Origin of the sequence: Peribacillus sp. NPDC096447 (assembly GCF_044762725.1) — a bacterium.
GTDB lineage: Bacteria > Bacillota > Bacilli > Bacillales > DSM-1321 > Peribacillus.
The window spans coordinates 353791-373809 of record NZ_JBIWEV010000005.1 but is presented as its reverse complement, the minus strand read 5'-3'; the positions used below and the strand labels follow the sequence as shown (position 1 = coordinate 373809).

The window sequence follows — 20019 nt, the reverse complement described above, 5'->3', positions numbered from 1 at the left end:
AGTCATATAATGTAAAAATATTATTATTCCAATAAAAGCTCTTCCCATTTTTTAGGAAGAGCTTTAAGGTATCAAGTATGAATGCTTCATGTTATTTGTTCAGTTCGAATACTGTGAGTCTTCGTCAAGAATAAATAGGATAATGAGACTGACCATGCCAAAGGAGTATTCCTGTTTGGTATATTACTCCCTCCTATATATAACTCAGGAACTTCCCAATTTTCCGGAATGATCATTTTCGTTTTATCTATATATTCCTTAACTTTGTTCATCATGCCAAGTTCAAGGTAGCATAAGCCCAGCCACGGAAGCCCGAAACACCATTCCGCTTCTTGACCGTCATTATAATAAAGGTCTTTTTCATATCTAATGCAACCTTTTGTTCTTTCTAGGCGCTCTGTGACATTCTTCAATATTTTAAGCGCTATTTCACGGTCTACCAGACGATAAGGATAAATTAAGGATAAAAGGGCTAAATCCGTCTCTTTTGAATAACTTTCCCTTGGAAGCAGGAAACGAAGAGTTTCTTCTCCTTTTTTAATCAGTTCTTCCTTGACGTTGACCAGCATTTTGACTGAATTCAAACCAGCAACACATGCCCCTATACTTGAAGCATGGATTTCGATATTCTCTTCCCACATCCCGTTATCTTCCGCTTGCCAATATTGCAGGCATTCCAAGTAACTGACCAACTTTTGAACGATCTTTAAATCACGTTGATTTCTTATCACCTTTTTCCCATGCCTATATCCTTCACCGACACCCCATAAAAATGCACCTATTGCATCATTTTGGGCATGACCCCACTCATCGGGCAGTTCTTTAAGCTCAGTGGAATACCGTGCATGGATATGTTCAAATAGAAACTGGGGTTTCTGTTCCGTATGAATATCTATCTTCCACTCATAGGATTGAAATAAGTCGAATAAAGCATGATATGCTTTCTCGTAACGATTGGACGGATCATTTATAAAAGGTATTACTGTATAAACGACATCCCTTATCCAGACATAATTATAATCATCGGAAACACTTGCAGTATATGCGCCATTAGGAAGCCGCATGCGATCAAGAACCTCTAGGGCACCATTTACATTCATTAATTGAACACCTCCATAGTTATTTGCTTATTCCCATTGTTGACAGACTCCCATTTTCTAAACGTTGGTTGTTTCATTTTCCAATTAAAAGCGCTTTCAATTCAGCTATCCAAAACGACTTTTTCAGAAGTTCATTCACCATAGTTTATGTAATCACTGCCCTTTTTGATAATCAAGCTTCCAATGTTCATTAAAAAAGCGTCATTTGCCTAACCGTAATGAACGAACCCAATAATTGCCGTAAGGAAATATGTTCTTTGGAAAATAAAAACCCAGTAATGGATTGCCATTACTGGTTATATCGGCCTATCATTCAAATGTTTAGTAGTTATTAAAAGAAAAACCGCATTATCATCAAAGAAAGCACGCCAATCATTACAGTACCCAATAGACTACTCGTAAAAATGGCAACCAGGAAAGCTGGTAAAGCTGCGGTCAAATTTAAAGCATAATCCTGTTCCGTTAATAGTAGTTCTTGAGCGAATAACGCCGTACGGCCGCCAGCACATACTTTAGCCAATCTATGCCCCGTTTTAGAATCTGCATTTTATTAAGCAGCATCAAAGGAACGATTCTAGGTATGAAAGTCACAATTGAAGCGCTAAGGATGGCAGCAAGGATATACCCGCTTATTTCCATCTGTCAATCACCATCCCCTATCGCTGAAGCTATAACCGTTGCAACTTTGACGCCAGTACTGCCAGGAAAGAAGAAACCTACTGCAACAACGATTAATATGCTGCCAAAAACGACAGCAAGATCTATAAAAAAGTCTTTTTTACTCAAACTAAAAAGGCCGATAAACATGGCTGTCAGGGCGAAATCCATCCATATTTTTCGGGATCTGGAATCCATTGGCGTCAAAGAAACAGCCGGCCAATTTGCTAGTAACCAATTTAAATAGGCTGCAAGATTCAGACCAAGCATCCTAAAATCAAACTGTTTCCTCTTCTGTGCCGTTGTGACGGCCACTCCAAACGTTTTATCAGTTAGTAAGGCTCCAAGTTATCACGTTTTGTTTCAAACCTTGCTGCCTGAATTACGGAGCCAATGCAGCAATAGATGACGACTGTTAACAAAGAAAATCGTAAAAATCATGGCCGAGAATGGATGACTTGCAGCTATCATTCTCGCAGCTATGAATTGTCCAGACCCTGCATAGAGTAAAACGACATTAGTGCCACTTCAATCAAACTTAATTCCTGATGTTCTTTTCGAAGACCCCTGCAACAAAACCGATACTTAGTTATCACAATAAATTAGGTATACACTCCTTTACTCCTTGCCAAAAGCCTTCCCCATCATCGGAAAAGCCATCTCTTTTCCAATCCACCCTTAATTAATATGTTCCTTCAATTGCTTTTCAGCTTGCCAAGCAGAATTGGCAACTCACTATATATTTCGATGATCTCATCTATCGGCATTCTAACTAAGCCGCTGGAAGAAGGGGCAACGAATTCCATGGATTTATTCGATGAAGGTTCTTCTTGCAGCCCCCAAGAGATTTTTCGTAATTGACGGTATTCCTGATAAACACCCTTGCCTACAAAACAGACAAGTTTAGGTCGATACTTTTCAATTTTCCTTTTTAATTGCTTCCTTCCTATTGTGTACTCTTCTTTAGTGATATCTTCCGCACCTTTTGTAGGCCTGGAAACGATATTGGTAAAACCATAACCTAACTCCAGTAATGACGAGTCTTCAGTTGGGGCATATTTCCTTGGTGTCAGCCCGGACTCGAAAAGGATTTTCCAAAAGCGGTTGTTTGGATTCGCATAATGATGGCCAGTCTCGCCTGAACGAATGCTTGGATTGAAACCTACGAACAATATATCCAAATTTTCCTTTAAATGATCAGAGATGCCTTCCATTTTAAAACTCCTTTTCAAATTTCCTATTTAATCATTGTACAAAACAGAAAAATAATTAACTACCTTTTCCGCCATTTTCACAACATATATCCAAAACTTAAACACGTTTCTTGTAGAATGAGGGATGATTGTTTCAAAGTGATAACCTTAATATTGATGACATATAATTGTGCTTTTAAATTACAAATAAGATAACTGCTTTTAAACAAGAAAAAACCAAACTCATGTCAAGACAGAGACATGAGTTTGGTTTAGAAGTATAGAGAATTATAGGCAATCCCGACCTATATTAACACAGTTCCTTTCATTTACGAGTGGAATGGCTGATTATGCATAAAAGGTCGGCATACAATGCATCTTACACGTTCAAAAGAAACAGCCACCTTATAGATGGCTGCTTCTTCATATAGCTTATTGTGCGTGACTTACGCGAACATAATTTATTTGATTTAATGGAATGGTTATGATATCTAGATTGCCTTCATAACCTGGTGACGTTTCTGTTAATCGACAAACATCATCAGTTACTTCAAATAACACTCCCTCGAATAAATCACTGCTCGTTGCCACTTCGATTGTGTTCCCAATGTAATGTCTTAATTGTACATAAAAAATACTAGCTAACAATGCATTCTCCTCCTTATATAGGCTCTCTAACAGAATTGATGGCACTGAACGGAACAAATACTACAGTTCCAGCGGCTTCAGTAATTACGATATAATCGGTTTGAATAGAACTTAAGATTCCCGTTACAGGGGCAAAATCAGTTGTAACCGTTACCGTTCTTCCTAGTAAACTTCTTAAAACATTTCTTAGATCATAGACTGGATCTCCTGAAGTATCCGGTGTCCTTGGTGTTGTTTGACCATTTTCGACAAGCCATTTATAGTAAAGATAGTCGCAACTATTCTTTTTACATTGCTTCTCACTTTGCTTCTCAGTGTTCATTTTTTTACCACCTTTTTTATTGTCTATTTTATTACCTTCGTCATGGTTCTCTTCTTATTTCCTTCATCCCCATGCTCATATTCCTTTTCCTTCTCTTTAGTTTTTGCAACGGTCCCCCTTCCTTATCTTTACTGCAGCACTGAACTCTTTGTCGACCGAGAATGTGAATCCTTTTATGACCAACCGAAAATGAAGTTCGATTTGAATTTCCGCTAAATATTTTGCCTGGATTCGATCTCCTTGAATTCCTTGATCCACTTGATTCCTTTGAGGATCTTGACAATTTGCCTGCTGCTTTCTATATCGCTTCAAAAGTAGTATATTGATGACTGATGTTTTCGGCTTGGACTAATCAACCTGTTTTTTAATTACTTTACTTTTTTTTGAAGGTTTTATGAAATCATGTCCATTTCTCTAATGGATGAATATGATACGGTTGAGGTGATAACTATGACAAACAAACAAAAAAAGGATTACATAGGCATTGTAATCCCTACATGCTACAAAGAGCCTGCATTAAATGCAGACTGTCTGAATCAAGCGAATTCCCCAATTTTCAAATGTTCACTTCCTATTAATAAACGTTTTTCTGAAGCGGACGATACTAATTGTTGCGCACTAATAAATGAGCCAGGCTCCCACAATACATTGTTACTTTCACCATTAAATTCAAATAAAATTAAGCTTCATTCAATTCCTGGATCGGATGAATTTTCCCAAAGAGGTAAGGCATCATGAAATCCATAAGAGTCCTGATGGTGTTAGATACAATGGATGTAAGCGGAACGGAAACGCATGTATTGAGTCTTGTGAAGGAATTACAGTCTAGAGGAATATATACAGCAGTTGTTACTGGAAAAGGCAGCATGATTAGCCGGTTACGAGAAACGGGATGTAAAGTTCACCAAATGAATTTCCCTAAAACATTAACGATTAACTCGAATGAGGAATCTCCATTATTGAACAGCTTGGTAGAATTGTTACGAAAAGAACAGATTACACTGGTGCACGGGCACCAGATTATATCCGGCTACCTCTCTGCAAAGGCAGCTAAGCTCTCCAATATTCCCTTCGTCTTCACTTTGCACGGGACATACTTCCAGAAATCGGATATAAAAAGTGTGTTACAGTTTACAGATGCTGCGGTTGCAGTCAGTGAACCGGTAAAAAAACATATTCAGCCAATTTTCCCAAAGAATATTTCGGTCATTGCAAATGGAATTGATACAGCCGATTTTTCCCCTTCCCCTTCATTGGAATTAAGAAGAAAAATGAATATTCCCCTGAATGCAAAAGTAATTCTTTACTGCAGCAGGATAACTCGGCATAAAGCCAAAATCTGCATGCTTTTAATCAAAGCTTGCAAGGATTTAAAATTAAATGATATCACCAACCTTCATGTAATCATCATCGGTAACGGCAGCCAGCTCAAGGACATTAAGAATGTGGCTGCGAGCATCCAATCTTTATATAAAGAAGAGTTCATTCATTTCACTGGGGAACAAAAGAATGTGAGAGACTATTATGCACTTGCAGACTATGTTGTAGGTACGGGCAGGGTTGCTTTGGAAGCTATGGCATGCGAAAGACCCGTTATTTCTTGTGGAAATCTAGGGTATTTTGGGGCGGTGAATAAGAAAAACTTTCAACAAGCATGGGAATGCTACTTTGGGGATCACGCTGCAAAACAGACTTGCAGCCAAGCCATTCTTTATCGGGACTTACGCAACCTCCATCAATCAAACGCCGGGGTTCAAACAGGCAGGGATTTAAGGAAATTGGTATTGAAACAATTCGATAGTAAAAAAAATATATTACCACTTATTGAATTATATGAAAGTACAATTCAATCATTTGAACAGCAGCAGGCCATAAATTAATGGTTCTGCTGCTATTCAATCTCTCATGATGGCCATTTTTAGTATGAAAGTTCTATTAATTCTTTATTAGGGGAATAAACTACATAGATATTGGAGGCATAGATCTCTTAATTAATAACAGCCAATAAATGGTTCTAGAAAATGAATGAATCTATTAAATAGAGTTTAGAACCTTATTAAAAATTTAAAGGCGTAATCCCATTTGTCAAATGACTTTACTCGTAGGCATTTATGTACCTACGAGTTTTTATGTTACGTATCTACTTTTGAGTAATTCACTTCTTTCATACTCGGGATTCAGGAAACATTCTGCCGTTGTTCGATATGATCATGTTTTCTCGCATTGGACATCTTATTGATGGTAAGAAGAATTCCAGAAAGCCATATAATCACGATGCCTGTATAAATATATATATGGGCTTCAATCGGAATCCATGTTGCTAATAATGTTCGTACATTGATCAAGATAATGAAACCACCGACTAATACACCCATTAATTGAGCAGGAAGCATCCGGACTAACCAGGCTGCAATTGGTGCAGCAACCACCCCACCAATTATCAACGCTACGACCCAAAGCCAATTGACAGCTTCCCATCCAAGCGAAATGATAAAACCAAGACTTCCGAAGAAAGCAATGGCAAATTCACTCGTATCAACAGTCCCTACGGCTTTCCTCGCCGTCATTCCTTTTTTTGACAACAAAACGGGTGTTGCAATAGGTCCCCAACCGCCTCCGCCTGTTGCATCACAAAAGCCTGCAAAAAGGCCTAACGGAATGGATTGTTTAGCGGTCAATGGCCTTACGGTTTCATTGTCCTTTGACGGTTTAAAAATAAATAAAAAGCGGAATAAAACGTATACACCAAGGCCAAATAAAAATATGGCGATATACGGTTTAGCTAATTCGGCTGGCAAGTTGCTCAGAAAACATGCACCTACAAATGCACCAACAGAACCTGGAATGATCAAGCGATAGACCATATTCTTATCCACGTTCCCAAACTTTATATGTGAAGCTCCGGATACTGCTGTGGTCACTACTTCCGATAAATGTACGGATGCTGATGCTACTGCAGGGGCAATCCCGAATGTCAACAATAAGGAAGTGGAACTCACTCCATACCCCATTCCAAGCGAACCATCGATCAATTGGGCTAAAAACCCGATAAAGGCTAAAACGATTAACTTTTTCATGACATTCCCCTTTTTCCACTAAAATAGAACCTAGATAACATCGACCCGACGTTGCAGCCTGTATAGATCAGTTTGATCTATAAGACACAAAGAGGCACCTAACCAACATGAAATGACATGTTGGTTAGGTGCCTTCAGTTTTTCTGATCAGCCCATGATTTTTTTATTCAGCTTCTACTGGCATAAGCCTAGCTAAGAAACGATATCTTTCTTTTAGGGAATATTTATAAATATCCTCTATTGAATCTTTCAATAACTTAGATTTTTCCTCTTTTGAAAAGGAACCACTTTTAATGATCATCCTTGCTTCGAAAAGGAATTCAAGATAATCGTCATAAGATTCATCATATACTTTACCTAGGTCATTCCGAATTTTTTTTGCGAGAGTTGGACTTGCTCCATTGGTAGAAACACTAATGGAAAGCATGCCTCTATTCAATGTGGCCGGTATATGAAAGTTACCCAGCTCATGATTGCTGATTACGTTCACCAGCTGACTTTGGGATGCATTCTCGTACACTCGTTCATTAACTTCAGTAGAATTTGTAGCAACAATGATTAAAAACGCATCATTATAGTCAGTTTCTTCCACTTCTTTAAGTAAGACTCGAATCTTACCTTCTTTCTCCAACAGTTGAAAACCCGTGCATATCTCGGGGCTTACGACGGTCACTTCGGCACCAGCTTCCAATAAGGGGCCCGCTTTAAAGTAACCTATTTTACCACCGCCGATGATGACACACTTTCTGTTCTCAATATTAAGCGTAATTGGATACATAGGCTCCCTCCCCACTCACTTCATGAATTCGTTCCGATATTACTTGTTCAACCTTTGGATGATAACCTAGATATCGGCAAAGTATGATTTTTTGCTTCCCCTTTTTTTGGATCTTTTTTATACTATTTTCAATCGACTGCATTAAGAGACCGGTAAACAATAGGTAAGGAATGATAAATACTTGATTTGATCGAGATTCCCCTGCAAATTCCAATGCTTCTCCAAAGCTTGGTGTGGCAGCTGTCAAATAACACTCTTGCACACGGATTTTTGGAAACCTGTTCCTTAGCAAATCGGCTATTCGAGACAAATCCCTTTTCACGTCGGGATCACTGCTGCCCCTTCCAACCAATAAAACCAAGGAATCCTCTGAAACCCTTACATTTGTTTCCTCCAACCGTTCCACTAAAATGTCAACCATTTTATCACTGACACCAATCGGTCTTCCATATTTCAATTCAACGGCAGGGTACCGTTCCTTCATTTTGTTCAGGATGACCGGAATATCATGTTTTGCATGTACAGCCGTTAGCAATAGAACTGGAATGGCGATGATTCTCGTCGCACCTTTTTGTACGCATCGTTCGTAGGCCTCTTCTATCGTAGGAGTTTCCAATTCCAAGAAGCAATGCTCCTGAATGGAATTTGGCTGTGATTGCATACAAACTTTAATAAAATCAATGGCTTGGGCTGAAGCTTCTTTAACGCGGCTTCCATGGCAAATATATAAAATGGCTTCCATTAAAAGGCCTCATTCGCCAACAAATTTTCGGTTTGTTTTCCTTCAAACCATTTGATTTTTTCCCGTAAATTAACGACATCGCCCACGACTATCATACAAGGATTGGAAACCTGTTCGTTATTGGCGGTTTCCACTACATTAGCCAACGTACTGACAGCTGTTCTTTGCGTTTTTAATGTCCCCCAATGGATAAGGGCTACCGGAGTCTCTGGGTTTTTTCCATGTTCCAAAAGTTTCCCTTGAATATATGGCAGGTTTTTAACACCCATGTAAATGGCTAATGTATCGATTCCTTTTGCAAGGGATTCCCACTTGATATTATCCTCTTCATCCTTTTTCCGATGGCCGGTAACAATTGCAAAAGATGAAGCGTGGTCCCTGTGTGTAACTGGAATTCCCGCATAAGCTGTTGCGGCGATTCCGGCCGTAATGCCTGGTACGATTTCAAAGCTCACGCCACTTTTGGCGAGGGCTTCCGCTTCCTCGCCGCCTCTCCCAAAGACGAATGGATCGCCGCCTTTCAAACGGGTGACGACTTTTCCCTTTTTTGCATATTTGACCAGGAACCGATTGATGGTATCCTGCTGCAACAAATGATAATCCGGCAGTTTACCGCAATTAATAAGCTCGACACCGTCTTTTGCATGATTTAAAAGTTCTTTATTGACAAGTCGATCATATAAAATGACATCAGCTTCTTGAATGCATTTTAATCCTTTTAATGTAATTAAATCTGGATCTCCGGGACCGGCTCCTACTAGATATACTTTCCCCATTTTTGCAACCTGCCTTCCCTTAGAGAATTGTTTCGAATTCCGATAAAACGAAACCTGCTCCATTTTTAATTTTCTTTTTTTCGTATAATGAGATGTCATCCACTTCAGGCATTTTCAAATAATGCTTTTCCAGCTCGATATCAACAAGTTCAAACGCCTTTTCATCTGAATCGGCAACAATGATGACATGAATCGGTTCTTCCTTGATAGTGACTTCAAAACGGTATAGATTCATCGATTGCTTACCTTCCCCTATTAAACGGCCACTTCCGTTAATATATCATCAAGCTTACTTTGTAACTCGGATATCCCTACCCTTTCCACAAAATCAAGAAAGGTTTCCGATAGAAGTTTTGTTTCTTTGAAAAATAGGATCAGTTCTTTCAGAACATGATAGAGCTTTTCAGCTTCCACTTTCCCTTTAAGTTTTTCATTGAATTTCCCGCCCTCATTCAGCGTTCCACCGACGTATATTTCAAAAGCCTCGACCATCTTTTTGTCCTGGTTTTTCATTTTTATGCCTTGCAGCCCAATTTCGGCGATGGCTCTTTGACCGCAATTATTCGGACAACCGACCATATGCATCCTTACAGGAACATCGAGATCTATTTCCTTGTCCAATGATTCAGAAATGGTCCTCATTCGCTCTTTTGTTTCAACGAGTGCCAGGTTGCAATACTCGATGCCTGTACAAGAAACGGAATAACCAATGAACTTTTTTGGGTGATATGGAAATCTCTCGAAGATGGATTCCTGTTTTAATTCCTCAAGTTTTGCATCCGGCACATTTGGAATGATAAGATTTTGAGAATTACAGTTGCGGATTTCACCATTTCCATATTTTTTCGCAAGTTCGGCAAACTCGATCACTTCGTCTGGATTTAGACGGCCAACGGGTATATTGACTCCAACATAGTTCAGACCAGCTTGCTTTTGTTTATGGATTCCATAGAAATAACCTGCATTCCATCCCTTCACCGCACTTTCACCCTTTTCAGGAAGCGGACCGGTATATTCCAGCAATTTTTCCTTGAATTGTTCAGGACCCCAATCAGCGACAAGGAATTTCAATCGTGAGCGATGACGCTTTTCACGGTACCCGAAGTCACGGAATATCGTCGTGATGGCGGCCGCTACTTCGACTGTTTTTTCAGGTAAAATGAATAAATCAAGTTCCTCTGCCAGCATCGGAACGGAGGACAGCCCACCGCCTACTTTTACGTGAAAACCAACCTCCGTTACTCCATCAATTTCTTTAGTTGCTGGATTGAATGAAACGCAGTTGATTTCAGCATTTGAAGCATTATGGATATTAGCACTAATGGACATTTTATATTTCCTCGGAAGGTTCGAATAGTCTTCGTTAAGGCGGAAATACTCAAATACATCATATAGGACCTCGCGTGTATCGAAAAGTTCGTCAGGATCGATGCCTGCCAAAGCATTCCCGATGATATTACGTGTGATATCACCACAAGCACCAGCCGTAGTCAATCCAACCTTTTCCAAACGATTTAAGATATCCGGGACTTGTTCAATGGTCAGCCAATGGAATTGAATGGCTTGACGGGTTGTAATGTCATATACACCCCTCCCGTAATCTTTAGCGATGTTTGCTAGCGTAATTTGTTGATCATAAGTCAGGATACCGCCGGGAATAACGACACGCATCATCCAATAACCAGCTTCTTTTGGCCGTTGCAGGTAGAGACCTGCCCACTTGAACATATCCCAATTTTCCTTAGGGATGGAATCAAAACCATTTGCTGCGTAATGTGGAATATCATCAAATATCTTCAAGCCGTCTTTTTCCAATTTCCAGACTTCCGTTTTATTTTTAGCGATTAGTGGATTTTCCGACCAAAATTTCTCGTAAACCATTATATTTCCTCCTTGATTAAATCGCTTTCTTTGCTGTCAAATAACTGATTACCTGTTCAACGCACTCTTCAATGCTGTATTGGTCGGATTCTAAAATGATTTCCGGTTGTTCAGGTTCTTCGTAAGGAGAGTCGATTCCGGTAAAATCTTTAATGATTCCCTTACGCGCCTTGTCATAAAGACCTTTTGGATCACGCACTTCGCACTCTTCGATCGGACACTTTATGTATACTTCAATAAACTCCCCTTCTTCGAGTAAATCACGTACAATCTGCCGATCTGCCCTGAAAGGTGATATGAAGGCGGTCAATACGAACTGTCCACTATCAACGAATAACTTGGAAACCTCACCGATTCGCCTAATATTCTCGGTTCGGTCCTCTTCAGAAAAACCTAAATCTTTATTCAAACCATGTCGGATATTATCACCATCCAAAACATAACTTCGAATATTCCGATTATATAACTCTTTAGCGACTGCGTTCGCAATTGTTGATTTTCCGGAGCCCGAGAGACCAGTGAACCATAGAACTGTGCTTTCATGGCCGTTCTGCTTCCGACGGAGCTCCTTGGTCAATGACGTTTCATGCCAAGTGACATTCGTACTTTTACTCATTAATAATCCCCCTCTTCATGTGGTCCTTCAATTTATGTCCGATCAGTTATAAACTTCATTCTTTTTTAGACCTTCGATCAACACCTCGATGACTTCTTTACGGCTAAAGGTAGCTGGAGGAATTTCTCCATTACGCAGCATTTCCCTTACCTTCGTTCCAGACAGGATGACATGGTCTTCCTTGCCATGCGGACAAGTTTTAGCGGAAGCCATATTGCCACAGGCTTTACAGTAAAAACTATGTTCAAAGAATAATAGCGTGATCCCTAACTCATCTGCGTTGAAATTCCCAAAGATTTTTTGAGCATCATATGTGCCATAATAATCGCCCACACCCGCATGATCACGTCCGACGATAAAATGGGTGCAACCATAATTTTTACGGACCATTGCATGGAAAATGGCTTCTCTAGGTCCTGCATAACGCATGGCAGCAGGGAAAACTGCAAGGGAGACGCGATCCTTAGGATAATATTTTTCAAGCAGCACTTTATAGCTTTCCATTCTTACATCTGCCGGAATGTCATCGGATTTAGTGGCACCTACGAGAGGATTTAAGAATAAGCCGTCGACAATCTCCAATGCTGTCTTTTGAATGTATTCATGTGCACGGTGAACAGGGTTCCTCGTTTGGAATCCGACAACCGTTTCCCAGCCTTTTTCAGCAAAAGCTTTCCTTGTCTCGACTGGGTCCAAATAATGAGCTTGAAACTGCGGACGCTCTATTCTCTTGATCAACTTTATTTCCCCGCCGGCATATACATCACCGCGGTTATATAAATTTTTCACTCCAGGATGCTTCTCATCATCCGTTTGATAAACTAATGTCGCTTCCAATTGCTTATCTGGTGTGTATATATCGGAAACGGAGAGAACCCCGTATGTTTCACCTTCATGAGTCAACGTTACTTCTTCACCTATAGTAAGGGTTTCTGCAATTTCTTCGGTCAAAGGCAGCGTAATCGGGATGCTCCATACATGACCGCTGCTAAGCCTCATTTCCTTGACCACTGTCTCATAGTCACTTTTTGTAAAGAATCCTTTAATTGGACTGTAGGCACCAGTGCCTATCAATTCAAGATCACTTAAAGCAATTTCATCGATTTCGATTGACTTTGTTATTTTACTAATATCATAATTTGGTTCCCAAAGATCGATTAATGTTCCTCCGTGCGGTAAACTGATTGTCATGCTAATTTCCCCCTATGGTTTTTATTTATTTAAGATAAATGCAATCCGCATTCCGTTTTTTGAGCTCCTTGCCAACGGCCAGAGCGTAAATCATCTGCATTGAAGGCTGGTGCTGTACATGTTTTACATCCAATGCTCGGATATCCATTATCATGCAGGATATTATATGGAAGTCCGTTTTTGTGGGCGTAGCGCCAAACATCTTTCCATGTCCAATGTATGAGTGGACATATTTTAACTGACTTGAACTTATTATCCTTATTGATATACTCGGTCAAAGCCCTTGTTTCGGATTGCTCCCTTCGCAGTCCCGAAAGCCATGCTGTTGCCGTTGAAAGAACATCGGTAAGCGGAATGATTTTACGGATGTTACAGCACTTATTTGAATCTCTGACCCATAATTCATCCCCATATTCCGCTGCTTGTTCCTCAAGCGTCAAGGCAGGTTTCTTCATTTCGATCGAAAGCTTTGGATATCGCTTTTTCACTTGCTCGATCAATTGATAAGTTTCCTCAAAATGAACATCTGTATCAAGGAAAACTATTTTGGCAGAAGGATTGACCTTCGCCAATAAATCCGTAAGCACGATGCCTTCAATGCCAAAACTGCAAGCATAAATCAGTTCGTTTCCATAATGGTCATTCGCCCATTGCAGAACTTCCAAAGCACCTTTTGTCTCACTGTCTTCGGGAAATACAGGGAAATCCCCAGTGTTGAAATTTTCATAGTTTATTAATGCAGCCAACTTTGTAGCCCCCTCTAAAAACTTGCTGTATCAGGTTAGAGTAACTGTTGATCAATCCCCGTTGTAATCTTCTCCAGTTTGTTTGACTCTAGGAAAAAAGAGACGAATCTAACCAATACTCTCTTTATATCAGTTAAACCCGCCTCTAGTTTTTCTAGTCAGCAGATACCTTATTTAATTCTTAATTTTTCATTTCTTTCCATTTGAATGATTTTACCATCCTGGACAATAAGTGTAATGGATCCATATTTCATAGAATTAAGCATTTCTTGAAGTCGTTCAAATATTTCTTCAAGCTGATTCTCTTTATCCAAGCCTGTTCCTCCTTTAAGAAAATCCGCGTATTTTTATTTTCACCGCTGATTCAATGAATTTCTTAGATTTATATAATTCCAAACAACCTTACATTGTTATGGTTTGCCTACAACTTCCCCAAAAAACAAAAATCTTTCCATGATGGAAAGATCCCAAGGTAAATATCTTTACCTTATCTTCCAAAATGATCAACATTTTGTTGGAGGTAGCACCTTGCATCGATCAAGCAGGTTGCTGGACTTCAAAGGGCCAATTCCCTCCGTCGCTCTGGATAAGTTTTATTATTTTAAATATTAACATATATTTAATCCTTGTCAATGGAGTTTTCTTATAAAATAACTTGGTTTAATATTATGGATGAACTGTTATTTTTATACACACTATTCCGATTCTGATTTTATGTTCATGTAAATACGAAAATAGACTCGTCTTTTTAGATAAAGCCTCCAAAAAAATGAGTCTATTTTCATTAACAAGCCTATTATTGGCGCCTGTCATTCTTTGAAAAAATAATTTCTCGAATTCCAGTACTTTTATAGAAGGGATTACTCGAATTTAATTTCTTAACTGTATCGCTTCTACAAATTCTTGAACTTGACTCTGGACCCGATCAATTAAATGCAAATCATTAATCGGGTTTTCTGAATTCTGTTTATCTATTTCCTTATCAACAAAATAAATGCCCTGCAGCGGCTCGCCTTTTAATATTGAAATTAATGGTTTAAGTGCATAGTCAATCGCCAATAGATGCCTGTTACTTCCGCCAATCATGATTGGCAGCACTGGCTTCCCCTTAAAAGCACCTTCTGGCAGCAAATCAATCAAGGCCTTCAATACACCTGTATAAGAAGCCTTATAAACCGGTGAACCAATAATGACACCTCTAGCTGCTTGAATTTTCTCTGAAAGCTTTAAGATATCTTCACTATTATATTTGCCTTGGAATAAATCATCTGCTGAAAAATCCGTAATTGAGAAATAAGCTGTGGTAAATCCTTCGTTTTCGACTAATGATTGAATATGTTTAAGTGAAATGTCCGTTCTGGACGGAATAGCCGGACTTCCTGATAAAATTACGATATCGCTCATTTAATATACCCCTCCAATATTACATGATTTCCAGATAAAATCTTCGTAAATCATTTCGTACAGTATGCATTTATCGTAATAGTCTGAAAAATATAAGTCAAATCTTACACTCTGGTTTAAAAAAATTACAAGTTTATTCCATCGGATCTGAAGGAAAATAAAACGGTCATATTTGTGGCTGCTCAAGCCCTTCAATATGACCGTTTCATTATGCATGTTTTTGTTTGCCATGAATACCATATACCAAAAGTTGAGCAATGCTCTTAATTCGTTCAGAAGTAAAATATGGCTCCGTTTTCTGCTGATGGATTTCATAATGTGTAGATAATGCCAATGTGAAAGAAATGATCCCTACATTAAATAGGATAATATCAGATATATACTGTATCTCACCACTATCTATTCTCTTCTGTATTTCAATATGCCTGGCATTCGGCTTGAAAATCTGATCTACATATTGCTTCGAAATATCTTGATCAAATTGTGTTTCCCTGAATAGTATCGAAAACTGTTCTTTATTATCAAGAATTTTATTTATCATGGTGCAAACATGATTCTCCACTAGATCATCCGTAGATAGATGGCTAGTCCCATCTTCAGATTCCTCTTTCTCATCAGGGGTAATTGTAGCCAATAGCAAATCTTTTTTGCTGTCAAAGTATTTGTAAATAGTAGCTTCGGAAACATTGCATGCAGAAGCAATTTCATTCGTTCTTGTCATGTCAAAACCTTTAGTGGCAAAAAGAGTCCGGGCTACATTTATGATTCGTTCTTTCGTTTGCTGCCCTTTTTTCAAAAATATCAACCTTCTTTTATAATGATAAGACTGGTTTCACCAATCTATTTTCCATGATATCCCGATGGTATCAATCGGTCAATATTACCTTTGATTCATTAGAATTCAATATTCCCATTTATCATAAATAGAAAACATCGTCTGATTGGGACGATGTTTTCTTTTAGAGAAAATCACTTAAAGGATGCATAGCCATCATCGACCATGACTACACTTCCATTGATCGCATCCGCTTCCTCTAACGATAATAGATAGACGGCATTTGCAACGGCTTCTGGCTTAATTAATTTACCGCGCATTTGACTTGCATTCAATTTATCGATGATTCCCATATCTTTATAGCTTTGAATGATAGGAGTGTCAACCCCGCCTGGCGCAATGCCCACTACCCGTATGCCATAAGCACCCAATTCCAAAGCAGCTGTCTGTGTCATCATTCTTACAGCTCCTTTAGTCGCCTGATAGGCAAAGGTTCCGTGGGAAGCTAAGTAACCAAACACAGAAGCGGTATTAATAATGACACCCTTGTTACCTAGCTCCTTCATTTTCCGTCCTGCTGCCATGATTCCAAAGGCAACTCCGTGCTGGTTCACTCCAATCGTTTTGAAGTAACCCTCCATATCTTGATCGAGGATCATACCGCCTGCACCGATGCCGGCATTATTAAACATGATATCGATCCTTCCGAATGTTTCCACTGCTTTATTGATTAAGGATTCAACATCTTCCTGCTTAGAAACATCCGTTTTTACAAAAATGGCCTCTCCACCATCCGCTGTTATCTGTTCAACGGTTTCCTGTCCCATTTCTTCATTAAAATCCGCAACAACGACCTTGTCCCCTTTTGCTGCGAATTTCAAGCATGTGGCTCGGCCAATACCGCTTGCTCCTCCTGTAATAACTGCAACTCTTGCTGTCATATACATTCCCCTTTCAACACTAAAAAATATAGTAAGTGTTTACTTATTTTTTTATTGTAAAAGTAAGTAATATTTAAAGCAATATGTATTTTTATAGGGTTTTGAGCTTTCAAAAGTAAAGCTGTCCTATTAATAGGACAGCTTCATTTTTTTAACAGGTTTTCAATTCGGCCTTACTTATGGATGTCTTCACCATTTCAATGAAAAGCTGCATAAAACGATCATCGCCTGTTAATTCTGGATGAAACGCACTAACGAGGACATGGTCTTGTCTCGCAGCCACTACATTCTCTTCATAAACAGCCAATACTTCTACACCTTCTCCAATTCCATCAGCAAATGGCGCCCGGATGAAAACTGCCTTATAAGGGGTTTCCATTCCTTTGATTGATAGTTCAGCCTCAAAACTATCCTTTTGACGTCCAAATCCGTTCCTTTTCACGGAAATGTCCATTAGTCCAAGATAGGCCTTCTCATGGCCAGTCAATTCATTGGCCGCCAATACCATCCCTGCACATGTACCGAAAATTGGTTTTTTATCTTCGAAGAAAGTTTTGACCGGTTCCATAAATCCATAACGATCCATCAGCTTCCTCATCGTCGTGCTTTCTCCGCCTGGAATGATCAAGCCATCTATTTCCAGCAACTGCTCCGGTTTTTTTACTATAATTGCTTGTTCCCCGGCAGCTTTGATTTGATTCAAGTGTTCTTCAACTGCTCCCTGTAATCCCAAAACACCGATAGTTATCATATTACCATCCACGTTCCTGCATCCGTTCTGCCGGAGCTAGTTTGGAAATATCAATTCCTTTCATTGCACTGCCTAACTCTTTGGACAACCGGCCAATCAATTCATAATCGGTGAAATATGTAGTCGCTTGAACGATTGCCGATGCGAATTTTTCTGGAGTTTCAGATTTAAAAATACCAGACCCTACGAAAACGCCATCTGCTCCCAATTCCATCATCAATGCTGCATCTGCTGGAGTGGCAATTCCGCCAGCTGCAAAGTTAACTACAGGCAATTTACCTGTGCGTTTGATTTCTCTTAAAATCTCATAAGGGGCTCCAATATTTTTTGCCTCTGTCATTAATTCATCATCACTCATGATGCTCACTTTACGAATTTGTGACTGTACCTTTCTCATATGACGCACAGCTTCCACAATATTACCAGTACCTGGTTCTCCTTTTGTACGAAGCATTGATGCTCCTTCACCAATACGGCGTGCAGCTTCGCCTAAATCACGGCAGCCACAAACGAAAGGTACAGTGAAATCACTTTTTAGAATATGGTATTCTTCATCAGCAGGAGTCAGCACTTCACTTTCATCGATATAATCCACTCCCATGGATTCCAGGACTCTTGATTCAACGATATGACCAATCCTTGCTTTAGCCATGACCGGGATGGACACTGCATTCATTACTTCCTCTACAATTCGCGGATCTGCCATTCTTGCTACGCCGCCAGCCGCACGGATGTCAGAAGGAACCCTTTCCAATGCCATGACAGCGACAGCACCTGATGCTTCTGCGATTTTTGCTTGTTCTGCGTTAATGACGTCCATGATTACGCCACCCTTTTGCATTTGTGCCATTCCTCTTTTTACTGTGTCAGTTCCTAATAATTTTTCCATTTTTCTCTTCCCCCAATTATTTGCATTTTTTAGATTTGTTAGATTTAGTATAAAAAAGAGTTGACCGCATTGAAAGTGTCAGTTTTAATAAATTTAATGGGGTCAGTAATTTTTTTTTAAAAAGGTGGAAACAAAATGAATATGCTTTCTTGCGATTTAAATCGGTTAAGTGAAGTACCTTTGTACGAACAATTATATTCATATATTAAAAAAGAAATCATTGATGGCCGTCTTCTTTACGGCACAAAACTGCCTTCCAAACGGAAATTGGCAGAGTTCCTTCAAATAAGTCAAAATACTGTCGAGACTGCATATGAACAATTGACTGCTGAAGGATACGTTGAAGTCATACCAAGAAAAGGGTACTATATTCAAACATTCGAGGATTTAGAGTATACACAAACTAACCAAGTATCAGTGGAACAAATCAATCATAAAGAAGGGGAATTGCTATATCATTTTCATCCCAGCCAAATTGACACAGAACACTTCCCATTTGAAAAATGGAGAAAATACATGAAAAGCAAAATCGATGAATCACATCAAGATCTTCTTTTACTTGGGGATTCTCAAGGGGAATATGAATTACGATGTGAAATTGCCCATTATTTGTATCATGCACGTGGTGTACAATGTGTTCCCGAACAGATCATCATTGGTGCAGGAATGGAAATTTTATTGCAGCAGCTTGTCCTTCTATTCGATAAAAATGCCATCTATGGTGTTGAAGATCCTGGATATCACTTGATTCACCGGATTTTACGCAGCTACCCAAATGAAGTCCATCCACTGCAAATTGATGAAGAAGGCGTAAAGGTGAACCAAATTGAAGATTCAAACATCGACGTCGTGTATGTCACTCCCTCACATCACTTCCCCAATGGGACAATCCTATCCGTTAACAGAAGGACGCGATTGTTGAACTGGGCACAAGGGGCCGCAAACCGCTATATTATCGAAGACGATTATGATAGTGAATTTCGTTATAGCGGAAAAACAATTCCTTCCTTACAAAGTATGGATGCTGGTGATAAGGTGATTTATTTAGGGTCATTTTCAAAATCATTGATGCCATCAATTCGGATTAGTTATATGGTTCTTCCCGCTCCATTGTTACAAATGCATCAACAGGAATTATCTTTTTACCATTCAACCGTTTCTCGGATTGATCAGCATGTATTAACACAGTTCATGAAGGAAGGGGATTTTGAAAAGCATTTGAATCGGATGAGGAAAGTTTACCGTCGGAAGTTGGATAAAGTGATCGATCTGTTTAAACCCCACCAACAAATAAAAATCATTGGAGAGCGGTCAGGATTACATATCGTCCTCATCGTTAAGAACGGCATGGATGAACAGTCACTTATTCAAAAGGCAAACGAAGACCATATTAAAATTTATGGCTTATCGACATATTCGATCGAAAAAATGGACGAACATCCTCCAAAAATTATATTGGGTTTTGCAGGGATACCTGAATCCGAATTGGAAAAAGCCATTCACCTTTTATTGAACTCATGGGGTTTATAAAG

At 39.3% G+C, this 20019-nt stretch carries 23 protein-coding genes, 1 pseudogene and 1 riboswitch; of the genes and pseudogenes, 2 read left to right on the top strand and 22 right to left on the bottom strand.

Annotated elements, in window-relative coordinates; genetic code table 11:
• Positions 1 to 86: 86 nt before the first annotated feature.
• From ACIQZD_RS19115 to ACIQZD_RS19085, 7 genes and pseudogenes are all read right to left on the bottom strand, one after another.
• Positions 87 to 1100, bottom strand: coding sequence for a glycoside hydrolase family 15 protein (locus ACIQZD_RS19115; protein ID WP_402905432.1), 1014 nt, complete (start codon positions 1098 to 1100; stop codon positions 87 to 89).
• A gap of 331 nt (positions 1101 to 1431) precedes the next feature.
• Positions 1432 to 1661, bottom strand: a pseudogene (locus ACIQZD_RS19110) (AzlD domain-containing protein).
• Between the two features lie 81 nt (positions 1662 to 1742).
• Positions 1743 to 2072 (bottom strand): hypothetical protein, encoded by a 330-nt coding sequence (locus ACIQZD_RS19105; protein WP_402905429.1) that lies wholly within the window; start codon positions 2070 to 2072, stop codon positions 1743 to 1745.
• A gap of 48 nt (positions 2073 to 2120) precedes the next feature.
• Positions 2121 to 2228 (bottom strand): hypothetical protein, encoded by a 108-nt coding sequence (locus tag ACIQZD_RS19100; RefSeq protein ID WP_402905427.1) that lies wholly within the window; start codon positions 2226 to 2228, stop codon positions 2121 to 2123.
• Positions 2229 to 2452: 224 nt separating this feature from the next.
• Positions 2453 to 2971, bottom strand: coding sequence for a mismatch-specific DNA-glycosylase (locus ACIQZD_RS19095; RefSeq protein ID WP_402905425.1), 519 nt, complete (start codon positions 2969 to 2971; stop codon positions 2453 to 2455).
• 411 nt (positions 2972 to 3382) lie between these two features.
• A complete protein-coding gene (locus ACIQZD_RS19090) occupies positions 3383 to 3598 on the bottom strand; it encodes an LSm family protein (protein ID WP_402905423.1) in 216 nt (71 codons plus the stop codon).
• 13 nt (positions 3599 to 3611) lie between these two features.
• Positions 3612 to 3920: a DUF2642 domain-containing protein gene (locus ACIQZD_RS19085; protein WP_402905421.1), complete on the bottom strand. Its 309-nt coding sequence runs from the start codon at positions 3918 to 3920 to the stop codon at positions 3612 to 3614.
• A 734-nt stretch (positions 3921 to 4654) separates the two neighbouring features.
• Between ACIQZD_RS19085 and ACIQZD_RS19080 the strand changes: the two genes are divergently transcribed.
• Entirely contained in the window at positions 4655 to 5800 is a 1146-nt protein-coding gene (locus tag ACIQZD_RS19080) for a glycosyltransferase (RefSeq protein WP_402905419.1), read from the top strand.
• Between the two features lie 297 nt (positions 5801 to 6097).
• On the opposite strand, the gene ACIQZD_RS19075 is transcribed toward ACIQZD_RS19080, so the two are convergent.
• The 15 genes from ACIQZD_RS19075 to pdxS form a co-directional block, all read right to left on the bottom strand.
• Positions 6098 to 6997, bottom strand: a complete 900-nt coding sequence (locus ACIQZD_RS19075; RefSeq protein WP_137020152.1) for a sulfite exporter TauE/SafE family protein — start codon at positions 6995 to 6997, stop codon at positions 6098 to 6100.
• Positions 6998 to 7160: 163 nt separating this feature from the next.
• Positions 7161 to 7775: an NAD(P)-binding protein gene (locus tag ACIQZD_RS19070; RefSeq protein WP_402905417.1), complete on the bottom strand. Its 615-nt coding sequence runs from the start codon at positions 7773 to 7775 to the stop codon at positions 7161 to 7163.
• Positions 7756 to 8517, bottom strand: coding sequence for a sirohydrochlorin chelatase (locus ACIQZD_RS19065; protein WP_402905415.1), 762 nt, complete (start codon positions 8515 to 8517; stop codon positions 7756 to 7758). The genes ACIQZD_RS19070 and ACIQZD_RS19065 overlap by 20 nt, the downstream gene beginning before the upstream one ends.
• The gene (gene cobA, locus ACIQZD_RS19060; RefSeq protein ID WP_402905414.1) at positions 8517 to 9293 is read right to left on the bottom strand and encodes a uroporphyrinogen-III C-methyltransferase; all 777 of its coding nucleotides are present in this window, start codon (positions 9291 to 9293) and stop codon (positions 8517 to 8519) included. Before cobA ends, ACIQZD_RS19065 begins: the two co-directional genes overlap by 1 nt.
• A 19-nt stretch (positions 9294 to 9312) precedes the next feature.
• Positions 9313 to 9528, bottom strand: coding sequence for a DUF3906 family protein (locus ACIQZD_RS19055; protein ID WP_137020156.1), 216 nt, complete (start codon positions 9526 to 9528; stop codon positions 9313 to 9315).
• A 20-nt stretch (positions 9529 to 9548) separates the two neighbouring features.
• Positions 9549 to 11174, bottom strand: a complete 1626-nt coding sequence (locus ACIQZD_RS19050) for a nitrite/sulfite reductase (protein WP_402905411.1) — start codon at positions 11172 to 11174, stop codon at positions 9549 to 9551.
• Between the two features lie 16 nt (positions 11175 to 11190).
• Positions 11191 to 11790, bottom strand: a complete 600-nt coding sequence (gene cysC / locus ACIQZD_RS19045) for an adenylyl-sulfate kinase (protein WP_402905409.1) — start codon at positions 11788 to 11790, stop codon at positions 11191 to 11193.
• Between the two features lie 42 nt (positions 11791 to 11832).
• Entirely contained in the window at positions 11833 to 12981 is a 1149-nt protein-coding gene (sat, locus tag ACIQZD_RS19040; protein WP_402905407.1) for a sulfate adenylyltransferase, read from the bottom strand.
• Positions 12982 to 13010: 29 nt separating this feature from the next.
• A complete protein-coding gene (locus ACIQZD_RS19035; protein WP_387549249.1) occupies positions 13011 to 13715 on the bottom strand; it encodes a phosphoadenylyl-sulfate reductase in 705 nt (234 codons plus the stop codon).
• Positions 13716 to 13897: 182 nt separating this feature from the next.
• Positions 13898 to 14041, bottom strand: coding sequence for a YezD family protein (locus tag ACIQZD_RS19030; protein ID WP_072273036.1), 144 nt, complete (start codon positions 14039 to 14041; stop codon positions 13898 to 13900).
• 170 nt (positions 14042 to 14211) lie between these two features.
• Positions 14212 to 14320, bottom strand: a riboswitch (SAM riboswitch).
• A gap of 277 nt (positions 14321 to 14597) precedes the next feature.
• Positions 14598 to 15131 (bottom strand): NADPH-dependent FMN reductase, encoded by a 534-nt coding sequence (gene ssuE / locus ACIQZD_RS19025; RefSeq protein ID WP_402905405.1) that lies wholly within the window; start codon positions 15129 to 15131, stop codon positions 14598 to 14600.
• A 208-nt stretch (positions 15132 to 15339) separates the two neighbouring features.
• Positions 15340 to 15927, bottom strand: a complete 588-nt coding sequence (locus tag ACIQZD_RS19020; RefSeq protein ID WP_402905403.1) for a TetR/AcrR family transcriptional regulator — start codon at positions 15925 to 15927, stop codon at positions 15340 to 15342.
• Between the two features lie 173 nt (positions 15928 to 16100).
• Positions 16101 to 16847 (bottom strand): SDR family NAD(P)-dependent oxidoreductase, encoded by a 747-nt coding sequence (locus tag ACIQZD_RS19015; protein WP_402905400.1) that lies wholly within the window; start codon positions 16845 to 16847, stop codon positions 16101 to 16103.
• A 151-nt stretch (positions 16848 to 16998) separates the two neighbouring features.
• Positions 16999 to 17598, bottom strand: a complete 600-nt coding sequence (gene pdxT, locus ACIQZD_RS19010; RefSeq protein WP_402905634.1) for a pyridoxal 5'-phosphate synthase glutaminase subunit PdxT — start codon at positions 17596 to 17598, stop codon at positions 16999 to 17001.
• 1 nt (position 17599) lies between these two features.
• Positions 17600 to 18487, bottom strand: coding sequence for a pyridoxal 5'-phosphate synthase lyase subunit PdxS (gene pdxS / locus ACIQZD_RS19005; protein WP_402905398.1), 888 nt, complete (start codon positions 18485 to 18487; stop codon positions 17600 to 17602).
• Between the two features lie 135 nt (positions 18488 to 18622).
• Here pdxS and pdxR point away from each other — a divergent pair, with 135 nt between their 5' ends.
• The gene (gene pdxR, locus ACIQZD_RS19000; RefSeq protein WP_402905396.1) at positions 18623 to 20017 is read left to right on the top strand and encodes a MocR-like pyridoxine biosynthesis transcription factor PdxR; all 1395 of its coding nucleotides are present in this window, start codon (positions 18623 to 18625) and stop codon (positions 20015 to 20017) included.
• The last annotated feature ends 2 nt before the right edge of the window (positions 20018 to 20019 follow it).